This window comes from Cytobacillus sp. BC1816 (genome assembly GCF_051353635.1).
GTDB lineage: Bacteria > Bacillota > Bacilli > Bacillales > Cytobacillaceae > Cytobacillus > Cytobacillus oceanisediminis_C.
The window spans coordinates 1,495,753-1,507,109 of record NZ_CP195611.1 but is presented as its reverse complement, the minus strand read 5'-3'; the positions used below and the strand labels follow the sequence as shown (position 1 = coordinate 1,507,109).

8 protein-coding genes are annotated in these 11,357 nt (G+C 41.8%); 3 read left to right on the top strand and 5 right to left on the bottom strand.

The window, feature by feature from the left end:
• Nucleotides 1-3 precede the first annotated feature (3 nt).
• Complete coding sequence (locus ACR42H_RS07970; RefSeq protein WP_436375442.1) at nt 4-771, top strand: TatD family hydrolase; 768 nt, start codon at nt 4-6, stop codon at nt 769-771.
• Between the two features lie 148 nt (nt 772-919).
• On the top strand, nt 920-1,663 hold the full coding sequence (locus ACR42H_RS07965; protein ID WP_113883270.1) for a hypothetical protein: 744 nt from the start codon (nt 920-922) through the stop codon (nt 1,661-1,663).
• Nucleotides 1,664-1,766: 103 nt separating this feature from the next.
• On the opposite strand, the gene ACR42H_RS07960 is transcribed toward ACR42H_RS07965, so the two are convergent.
• From ACR42H_RS07960 to ACR42H_RS07940, 5 genes are all read right to left on the bottom strand, one after another.
• A complete protein-coding gene (locus ACR42H_RS07960; RefSeq protein ID WP_436375440.1) occupies nt 1,767-2,636 on the bottom strand; it encodes a carbohydrate ABC transporter permease in 870 nt (289 codons plus the stop codon).
• Entirely contained in the window at nt 2,633-3,619 is a 987-nt protein-coding gene (locus ACR42H_RS07955) for a carbohydrate ABC transporter permease (RefSeq protein WP_436375438.1), read from the bottom strand. The genes ACR42H_RS07960 and ACR42H_RS07955 overlap by 4 nt, the downstream gene beginning before the upstream one ends.
• 51 nt (nt 3,620-3,670) lie before the next feature.
• Nucleotides 3,671-4,966 carry an ABC transporter substrate-binding protein gene (locus ACR42H_RS07950; RefSeq protein WP_436375436.1) on the bottom strand — a complete coding sequence of 432 codons (1,296 nt, stop codon included), beginning with the start codon at nt 4,964-4,966 and terminating at the stop codon, nt 3,671-3,673.
• A 217-nt stretch (nt 4,967-5,183) separates the two neighbouring features.
• Nucleotides 5,184-5,792, bottom strand: coding sequence for a hypothetical protein (locus tag ACR42H_RS07945; protein ID WP_436375434.1), 609 nt, complete (start codon nt 5,790-5,792; stop codon nt 5,184-5,186).
• Nucleotides 5,767-6,303: an RNA polymerase sigma factor gene (locus ACR42H_RS07940; protein WP_019381590.1), complete on the bottom strand. Its 537-nt coding sequence runs from the start codon at nt 6,301-6,303 to the stop codon at nt 5,767-5,769. The genes ACR42H_RS07945 and ACR42H_RS07940 overlap by 26 nt, the downstream gene beginning before the upstream one ends.
• A 682-nt stretch (nt 6,304-6,985) precedes the next feature.
• On the opposite strand from ACR42H_RS07940, the gene ACR42H_RS07935 reads away from it, so the two are divergent.
• Nucleotides 6,986-11,323 (top strand): S8 family serine peptidase, encoded by a 4,338-nt coding sequence (locus ACR42H_RS07935; RefSeq protein WP_436375431.1) that lies wholly within the window; start codon nt 6,986-6,988, stop codon nt 11,321-11,323.
• The last annotated feature ends 34 nt before the right edge of the window (nt 11,324-11,357 follow it).

Here is an 11,357-nt window from a genome sequence, read left to right as displayed (position 1 = left end):
GCAATGGATAAGTATATTGATGCCCATATTCATCTTGATAAGTACAGCAATGAAGAATTAAAGAAAATGTTTCATGAGCTGCCGTTCCAGCTTTCGCTTGTTACAGTTTCATGCGATTTAGAATCCTGTAAAAGGAATCTTGCTCTTGCAGAGATTTATCCTTTTGTTAAACCAGCCTTTGGTTTTCACCCTGAACAAGGTTTACCCAGTGATAACGATATTTCAGATCTTTTCAGTTGGATAAACGCTCACAAAGACCAGATGGCTGCTGTTGGGGAGGTTGGGCTTCCATACTATTTAAGGTCTGAAGAGGACATAAAGCTTGATGGATATATTGAACTCCTCGAAGAATTTATTAAGCTTGCTAAAAGGTGGGATAAGCCCATCGCCCTCCACGCTGTTTATGAAGATACACCGGTTGTCTGTGATTTATTGGAAAAACATTCGATTAAAAAAGCTCATTTTCACTGGTTTAAAGGTGACATTTCCGCTGTCAGCAGGCTTATTTCCAATGATTATTCCATCTCTTTTACCCCAGATATTGTATACGAAAAAGAAATACAGAATCTTATCCGGGATTATCCACTGGATAAAATGATGGCTGAAACAGATGGGCCATGGGCATTTGAGGGACCTTTTAAAAACAAGCCAACCCATCCTGCCATGATGGCACATTCTATCAGCACCCTGGCTGAAATAAAAGAAATATCTTTCAACAGCGCTCTTAACCAGGTATATGAAAATACGAAAAGCTTCTATAATATAGATTAATTAAATGGCTTTATGGTCTATTACCGCAGAGCTTTTTAAAATACAGGTTAGTTAAAAAATACCAGATAAATATAATCACTTCGCACCATTCCTAATTTTGGAAATATAAGTTAATCTTATATTGGACACTACTTTTAGGAGGTATGTGATGAAAAAGTATATTTTCTTGTTATTGACTATTTTACTAGTCTTCTCAGGCAATGTTTCTGCACAGCCCAAAAGCTTTTCTGCTGAATTGACTGAAAAAGATTTCATAAAAGCCGTGATGATGGCTGATGAATTTAAGGAATTTAAATCCTCCATTTTAAAAGATGCACGCAGCCAGCCAAAAGCTCTTATTGATGAAAAAGGAAAACAATATGGCTGGACAGTTCAATATGAAATTGATTACAATGAAAAGCATGTTTTCTTAAATGAAAAAGCACTTGTAAATTTCTCTTCCCTTCTATCGTTTTCGTATGAGTCCGACGGAAAAGGATTAAAGGTCCGGCTTGTTGATTACAGCAGACTTATTGAAGATCAGGCTTTTTATGTAAAAGACCTGAAATCTGATGAAGAAACCAAAATAGATATCTCAAAAGACAGCACCTTTACTGAATATTTGACAGAGGTAGAAATGAAGAAAATGCATTTGATTGAAGAAGCAGCAGTAAGCAATGCTGTCACTTCCGATAAAATCACTGCAGCTGGCGAGTTATGCTACTACTGTACAAAATATGAATGGCGCGGCGGATACCCTTGCTCATCCGCAAATACTGAGCCTGAAGTTTCAGTTTCTTCCCAGCTGAAAGAAAGTGGACTTAATCCAGATTCGGTTATCATTGACTGTTATGTACCCCGCCATAAAGTATGTGTTAGCGGGGAATGGAGAACATATTGCCCTATTCAATAAAAGAAAAGCGGAACGCTTATGCTTACCTTCGACATGTATAAGCAAATCGCGCCTGGAGCCGGGCATTTATAAAACCGGCTAAGCAGATGCTTAGCCGGTTTTGTTATCCCTTTGTGCCTGATGTGATATTTGAACCTTCTATGAAGTGCTTCTGGAAGAAGAAAAATAGCAGTACAACTGGCAGGAGAACCATGACTGACATGGCCATCAGGTAATGCCATTGTGTCTGAACTGTTCCCTTGAAGGTCTGAAGCCCGATTTGCAGTGTGTACAGACTTTCATCATTTATATACAATAATGGTCCGAGAAGATCATTCCATGCCCCATTAAATGAAAAAATGGCCACTGTAATAAGAGCTGGCTTCGTCAGCGGCAGCATGACATGCCACCAGATCTGCAGATGATTCGCGCCGTCAAGTACTGCCGCCTCTATTAGTTCATTAGGAATGGTCATCATAAACTGGCGCAATAGGAAGATGAAAAAGGCACTCCCCAAAAAAGCTGGAACAATCAGCGGCAGGTACGTATTTACCCAGCCGAGCTTCGAAAATAAAATGTACTGAGGCACCATCGTGACAAACCCCGGAATCAGCATGGTTGATAACACAACTATAAACAAAGCATTTCTTCCTTTAAAACGGATTTTTGCAAACGCATAAGCAACTAGCGAATTGACAAGAACACTTCCAGCCATTCCGCAAAAGGCAATAAAAAACGTATTCATTGCCCAGCGGGTAAACGGCGCTGTTTTCCAGGCTTCAACATAATTGGAAAAATGGAATTCTTTTGGCACAAAGGTAGGCGGATATTGGGCAATCTCAGCAGGAGATTTCAATGATGTCGAAATCATCCACCACAGCGGAGATAATAACAGTACACTTCCTGCTAATAAAACGGTAAAAATAATCGTCTGCTTTAATTTATCTTTGAATTTTTTTGTCTCATAAAACTTAGGTGCTGCGGCAGTTCTCATTTATTATCCCCCCCCTCATAATGAACCCATTTTTTGCCGAGTTTCATATTAATGATTGTCAGTACCATAACGACAATAAACAGAAGCCAGGCCATTGCAGATGCATAGCCCATGTCAAACACTTCAAACGCGTTATTCCACATATGCAGATTGTAGAATAGGAGTGAATTTCCTGGTCCCCCGCTTCCGTTTTCTGTCATGACATATGCTTCTTGAAAGATCTGAAAGGCACCTATGGTACTAGTCAGCACATCGAAGAAAATGATTGGTGAAATCATTGGCAGTGTGATATAAAAGAATTTCTTCATAACACCTGCCCCATCAAGATCGGCTGCTTCATACAGTGAAGCTGAAACTCCCTGCAGACTTGCAAGGTAAAGCAGCATCCCGCCGCCGACACTCCACATTTTCATCAAAATCAAAGCCGGTTTCGTCCATTCAGGATCAAACAGCCAGGCTGGCCCTTCAATCCCAATCCATGCAAGAAACGTATTTACCAGTCCTGTCGAAGGACTTAGCAGCTGCATCCACAAAAAGTAAACCGCAACACCCGAGAGGATAGCAGGCAGATAATAAAGTGTGCGGAAGAATTTCATGCCTCTTACTTTCTGATTTAAAAGAACCGATAGAAAAATCGCCCCTGCAGTAGTCAGCGGGACAGAGAATAAAACGTAATAAAGGGTATTCCATAAAGACGTTTTAAAAAGATCATCGATTGTAAACATGCGTTTAAAATTATCAAGGCCGATAAAATTCATTCTTGAAGTAATATTATAATCTGTAAAACTGGCAAATAAGGAAAATAATAGCGGACCAAATGTCAGTCCAAGGAAACCAATAATCCACGGGCTGATGAATAGATAGCCAAAGATATTTTCTCTTGTTTGGCGGGACATCCGTCTGCGTGATGTCTTTTCTTTTTTTCCCGCAAGTCCCGCTCCCCGGCGCGCAATCGTTGTATCATATGATTTCAACCCATACACCTTCTTTTATTTATTTTTAAAGAGAGAAGGAGGCCCCCTTCTCTCTTTGTTCTATTTTCTCTTTAGTTTTTCAACATCTTTCTCTGCTTCCGCCAGTCCTTTTTCCGGCTTCGTTTTTCCAAGCAGTACACTGTCAATATGCGGATTTATGCGGCTCTGGTAATCAGGATACTTTACTGGAACCGGAAACAATTGCGTTTGATCCAGGTTTTTCACCGAAGCTTCATATACGTACTTATCATCACCCTTAAGATCATTAACAACTGCTTCTGCAGCTTCTTTGTTTGCAACATTATCATAGTTTTTCATAGCCCAGTATTTTTGTGCCTCCTGGCCAGTTAAATACTTGATAAATTTCATAGCTTCCTCAGGATGTTTGGCTCCTTTCGGTATTTCAGCTACGAAACCGCCTCCATCGCTCCAATTCCCCGAACCTTTTTCATATGCAGGAATAGGGGCTACCCCAAAGTTCATATCCTCTCCATAGTCACGAATCTGTGTATAAAAAGTACCGATATCAACCCACATTGCCACTTTGCCTGCAATGAATGGATTTGACTGCTCACTGCCAAATTCAGCTTCAAAAGATTGAACTGTCTTCTCACCAAGACGCTCTTTCCATCCCAGCAGCCATCGAAGCGCTTCCTGCTTTTTAGGTGTATTGATGTAAAGTTCTCCATCTTGAATGAATCCTTTTCCGCCGTCAGCGCTTGTCATCCAGCTAGCAGCACCAATGCTGCCCCATAGCGGATAAAAGCCAACTCTCTCATAGCGGTCTCCATCCTTTATATCAAGCTTTGCGGCGTACTCCTCAAGCTCCGCCCATGTTGCTGGCGGCTTTTCCGGATCAAGTCCAGCTTCTTTAAAAGCATCTTTATTGTAAAATAGCAATCTTGTATCTGTATTGAATGGAACTGCATAAGGTTTGTCCCCGTACATTACAGTTTCCCATAAATGAGGATAAAATTGATCTTTGAAGGATTCATCGATATACTTGCTCAGATCTTCCGATTGGGCATTTTCAGCTCGCTGGGCGACTGAATTGATATCGTTTATAATAACATCCGCCGGGTTTCCCGCTGCAACGGATGCCAGGTTCTTGGTCCAAATATCTCCCCAGGGCAAATATGTATGCTTTACAAAAACTTTATCCTGTGAATTGTTAAAATCCTCTATGATTTTTTCAATGATCGGACGCCTCGTTTCTGAACCCCAGAAGCTCCAAAAATCAACAATTACTTTTCCATCCTTCGTTTTTTCTGCCTGAACACTTTCCCCACCTGAACAGCCTGCCAAGGTACCAATAAGCAGGATGGCGGAAATGATAAAGATTAATCCCTTTTTCATAATGCTCCCCCTAAATAATATTTAATCTTCTGCTTTAAGCTTGTGCCTAACCCCTGCGCAAGGAAAAATACTGGCCAGCAAATAAATTAATAATCAACTAAGATAGTACTACCCTGTTATTTGGGGATAAAACATTATTTTGAAAAAATTCTCGTAATTTGTAAATCTCCAGGACTTTACGCCTAATAAAAAAAAGACCCCTAAAAAGGAGTCTGAATTAAGGAGTTTTTTGAATGCTTTGCGCAATGGCTTCCAAATACTCAATGAATATGGCACCTTCTTCAGAGGGAACTGCATACATTATCTCACTGTCCATTGACTTGAAATATACCTCACCACGCTCGTTCCAGACCTTCACCTTTACAGGGTCTTTGCCTTTCATAATAAATTGGATATCATATAATGGTTTTGAGTCGATGACGGCCTCGGCAGGCATTGCTGAATTTATGGCAGTTCTTGCCGTGTTTTCCCACTTTTCATCTTTTACAGTCGCGGTTTCAGCAGAATACGTTCCATCAGCAGAGAAGGAATTCTCAGTTTCTGATAGAGCAATAGCTGTTTGACTGATAAAACTATCCCCAAGCATATCTGCACTGCTGCTGCCTCTTGTCGTTGAACCCTCAGAAAAAATAATGAAAGCGAACATAATACAAGCAGCCATTACTGCGGCGGCAGATAAAAATTCAGGGAAAATATTTTTCTTTCTTTTTGGCCTATCCTCTATGCCACTCCATATTTTTTGCAGGCTATCCTGCTTTTGCTTTTGCGATCGCGGAATACGGTCTAATTCACGAAAAGAATTATCGAATCCGAATGAGCTCTTCATGGATTTCCCCCCTTTTCTGCAATTCTTTTTTTAGTGCTGCGAGTGCCCTGGAAGTGGTGATTTTAACTTTGTTTTCGTTCCAATTCAAGATTTCTGCCGTTTCCTTGATGGAAAACTCCTTTATTTTTCTCAAAATCAGCACTTCTTGATAGCTTAATTTCAAATGTCGGATTGCTTCATATAAGAGTGTAACTTTTTCACCCTTAATCATAATCTCGGTTGGGGTCTCTTCATCTGATTGGAGCTGGAATTTTTCAATTGAGAAAAATTTGAATCTGTTTTTTTTACGCAGATAATCAATGGCTACATTTCTTGATATTCGGACCAGCCATGTAAAGATCTGGGACTCCCCATTAAATTGGCTCATATATTTATAAGCTTTAATAAAGGTGTCCTGTGTCAAATCTTCGGCGACTTCCTTATCATTCACGAGAAGAAATATGTATCCATAAATTCGATCGCTGTATTCGCTGTATATATCTTCAAAAGCTTCAGCCGATATTCTCTCCATTGCGGCGCCCCCTCGCGTATTATTAGACGAATGAAAAATAGAAAAGAAACACTTTTCCAATATTTATGTAAAATAGTCAAAAGAAATTTCATGCAGGCCAAGAATCCAAATTTTGTTCATTTATCCTATTTTTTCTAAATGTCCTGATTCTATTGTATTAATTAAGACGAATTCCGAAGAAAGAGTCATTTTCCCTGTAACCATTCTTCCAGCCACAATTCACAATTAAATACAAAGAAAGTTACACTTCAAAATACCCATTTTCATATAATTTACTTGCTATTTTCCTATTGGATTGACGAAAGGCATCTTTTAAAAATCCCCCTCTTTTTATTCATTTTATCATTCTGGGAAAATACTGCCTCCCTCCTTTTTCTTATTTTTTCCAAAAATTATTATTATTTCAATATTCCTGGGTATAAATGATTCCTTTCATCTAGATATAACCAGGTTAAGTTGATTCTTTAAGACTGTAACCTTATGAATGCTCTAAAACCTTCTAGCTATTTTATTCATTCCACAGCAATAAACTTCATTTTTCGACAATCTCCAGCTGATTCTTCAGCTAAAGTTCTTGTTAACGGAAGGGTTTTCCATTTTTGGAAGAAACCCTTAGGAGGTGATCGAGTTCATTCTGCCGGAAAACTATTTAAGAAATTAAACAAAACAAGGAGGGAATTTTTTGAAAAGAAAAAGAAACTCATTGAATCGCATTCTTTATGTGATGCTGACAGCTTTTTTGATTTTGCCGCTGATGTTCCCGGGCATGGGATCAGCAGAAAGTAAAAGCTCTCCGCATACCTCAGTTAAGGAAGCTGCACCTCAGACAGCAAAAAGCAAAATAAACAGCTCATTGCTGAAACAATTTGATAAAGAAGATAAAGTAACATTCCTGATAAAATTTAAAGAACAAGCTGATACTTCAGCAGCAGCCAAGAAAGCTCAAAAATCGGCTGCATCCCAAAAACTGACAGCCTCTAAATCCAAGTACATGAAACGTTCTGCAGTCCTATCCTCACTAAGATCTACAGCTATTGAAACTCAAGGCCAAGTCACAGATTTCCTTAAAAAGCAGGAAAAAGACGGCAAGGCAAAAGATGTTCAATCCTTCTACATCGTCAACGCCATTGCAGTAACAGCTACAAAGGACGTTATGGAACAAATCGCCGTGTTCCCTGAAGTAGAAAAAATCCTTCCAAACGAAACTAGACAGCTTCATAAGCCAGTAAAGGAAGCCGCAAAGACTCTAAAAACACAAGCAAAAACAAATTCAATCGAGTGGAATATTGACCGTGTCGGCGCTCCTGCTGTATGGGAAATGGGAATCGACGGTTCGGGTACTGTCGTTGCGTCCATTGATACAGGTGTTCAGTGGAACCACCCGGCGTTAAAAGAAAAATACCGGGGCTATAACGCAGCACAACCCGATTCACCAACGCATGAATTCAGCTGGTTTGATGCCACTGCAGGTCAGACAGCACCATATGATGATCAGGGACATGGTACCCACGTAACTGGAACAATGGTGGGTTCCGAGCCAAATGGAGCCAATCAGATTGGGGTTGCACCTGGTGCAAAGTGGATTGCAGTAAAAGCCTTCACTGCAAGCGGCGGAACTGATATAGATCTGCTTGAAGCAGGTGAATGGATTCTAGCTCCAAAGGATGCTGAAGGAAACCCTCATCCTGAAAAAGCTCCGGATGTTGTCAACAATTCATGGGGCGGCGGACCTGGGCTGGATGAGTGGTATCGTCCAATGGTTCAAGCATGGCGAGCAGCTGAAATTTTCCCAGAGTTCTCTGCCGGAAACACAACTTTGTTTAATCCAGGCGGGCCTGGTTCCGTTGCTACACCGGCTAACTACCCGGAATCATTCGCAACTGGTGCGACAGACATTAATAATGGTTTAGGCAGCTTCTCATTGCTGGGACCGTCACCATACGATGAGATTAAACCTGATGTATCTGCACCCGGAGTCAACATTCGTTCCTCAGTTCCTGGAAGCGGATATGAAGGCGGCTGGAATGGAACTTCCATGGCTGGCCCGCATGTTTCTGCGGTTGCCGCGCTGCTCCGCCAGGTTGATTCAAGTCTGACTGTTGAAGAGATGGAGGAAATTTTACTGACTACCTCTACTCCATTGACAAATGGTACTTATCCTGAGACGCCAAATAATGGTTTTGGATATGGGCTCGTCAATGCCTTCGATGCGGTTTCTTCCGTACTGACTGGCCTTGGAAAAATTAAAGGCCAGGTTGCAAAAGAAGGAGATGACTCAGAAGCTCCTGCAGCCAATCACGAAGCACCTCAGGAAACATATACAGGAATGGATCTGGCACTTGAATTGTCGGCATCAGATAATGTAAGCGTCACAAGAGTTGATCTTGAATACTTAAAAGCTGACGGCAGCTGGGCAGCCATTGAGGCCAAAAGAACAGCTGGAAACTATAAAGAAGGTACTTACCAGGCAGTTATTCCTGGAGAAGACATCGCCGAGCCTTCCGTAACTTATAAATGGAAGGTAAATGATTTTGGCGGAAATTTAACTGAAACTGACTCCTATGAAGTTGCGGTAAGACCTGGAATCAGCATCGGCTATTCTCAGGACTTTGAATCACAGCCGGCCGGCTGGACTTCATATGGACCGGAAAACAGCTGGGAGTGGGGTGTTCCATCTTCAGGTCCTGGCAATGCAGCATCCGGGGACAATGTATATGCAACTAAACTTGACGGCAACTATGCAAATAGAGCAAACATGAATCTGCAGATGCCTCCTATTGACCTGCCGGAAGGCAATGCCTACCTCCAGTTCAAGCAATGGCACGAGCTTGAAAACCGTTATGATTACGGCCATGTATTCGTTTCAACTGACATGGAAAACTGGGAACAGGCTCTTCGCGTAAACGGTAATACAACAGGCTGGGTTAATGCAGAAGTGGATTTAAGTGCGTATGCAGGACAGAGAATTTATGTAGCATTCAATGTGACTACCGATGGATCAGTACAGAAGCAAGGCTGGTATATCGATGATGTCCAATTATCTGATTCTCCAGTTGAACCTGCAGGTAAAGCTCAGCTTGGCATCAGCAAGGATAAACCTTCTGCAGAACTAAAGAAAGAAAAGGTAAATCCGGATAGCATTGTTCCTAAAAAGGATACACCTGCAAAAGATGATGATAAACAGCAGCAGCCTGCGCCTATGCTGCTTCCGCTTACTGCCGAAGTAAGTGTGCTGGAATCAGGCAGGTCCGTATTTACTAATCCTCAAAATGGAGCGTTTGAAATGACACATGCTTCAGGGGATTTCACTGTAAAAGCGGAAGCTTACGGTTATCGTTCTCAAACGCAGAACGTAAATATCCCGCAGGATGGAGAAGCGACTGCAAATTTCGTCCTTGAGGAAATACCAAAAGGGACAATCACAGGTGTTGTGACAAATGAAGCAACTGGAGAGCCTGTTGCAAATACTGCGCTTCTTTTAATAGAAGATGCAGCAGTACAGCCAGTAACAACAAATGAAAACGGTGAATATACAATCACAGCCTATGAAGGCACATACACTTTAAAAGCTATGGCACCTTCCTACTACAGCAAGGAGCAGAGCATCACGATCGAAGGCGGCTCTTCTTTAGAGCAAAATATTGAGCTAAAGCCATTTATTGGATACCCGGGTGAAATCGGATATGATGATGGTACAGCTGAAAATGCACGTGCATTCTACGATGCCGGCAACGGCTGGGCAGTTAAGATGTCCCTTGCATCCGGCCATGACAGTGCGATGGTTACTGGCGGTTTATTCCGCTTCTGGGATACCACCTGGCCGACTCCGGGCGGAACAGACTTCAAAGTAGAAGTATACGATGCAAGCGGACCAGATGGAGCACCTGGCAAAAAGCTGGCAGGTCCATTTGAAGCAACAGCCCTAAGAAACGGTGAATGGACACATGTCGATCTTAGTGACGAAGGAATCGTTACAGATGGCGACTTCTATCTGGTATATATCCAATCAGCACCGAATCCTAATGCTCCAGGTCTTGGTACAGATGAGGATGGAGAAAATGCAGGACGGAGCTGGCAGCTTGTAGGCGGAGCATGGTCTCCTGCTCCTGAGGATGAAGGAAACTATATGATCCGTGCCACAGTGAACTATGAAGTAACTGCACCAGTCATCACTTCTCCAGCTGACGGAGGCTTCACAAACCAAGGGAAAGTTACAGTTGAAGGTACTTCAGCCCCTACAACTACTGTAAAAGTATTTAATAATGGTGAAGAAGTCGCATCATCAGAAACAACTGAGGAAGGTACATTCTCAAGTGAAGTTTCCCTTTCTGAAGGGGAAAATACTCTTACAGCGAAGGCATCTACAGAGTCAGGATCTACCGATGCCTCTGAACCTGTAAAAGTAATATATGACAAAACAAAGCCGGAATTGGCAATAACAAGTCCGGCAGATAAATCCAAAACAAACAAAGAAACAGTCACTGTTAAAGGAACCGTTTCAGACGATAACCTTGATTGGGTTAAAGTCAACGGCCAGGCAGCAAAGATTACAGATGGTGAATACACCCTTCGCATCCTGCTGGATGAAGGTGAAAACACCATTACGGTAACAGCACAGGATAAAGCGAAAAACACCGAAGAAAAAACAATCACGGTCGATGCTAAATACACCGCTCCTGCCATAGAAAATCTTCTTCCTGCAGAAGACAAGGAACTTAAGAAAGGCGAATCGGTAAAAATCGAATTTGATAGCGAACCAGGGTTAAAAGCGGCGTTTGCCATCAGAATGCCTTTAACAAATGCTGGGGGACAGCTGAATAACGCTACTGAGCTTCCAATGATGGAAACTTCCCCAGGCCATTATGTCGGCTACTATACCGCCACATCAAATGTAAAGGCACCTGGTGCCGAAATCGAAGTGAAAGTAACGGATGACTACGGCAATGAAACTCGCAAGACAGCAGAAGGCAAACTGTGGATTAATGCGAAAAAGAATAGTAACAGCACTAAAACGAAGTAAAAATCAGATGAAAAGGCGGGCCATTTTTATAAGG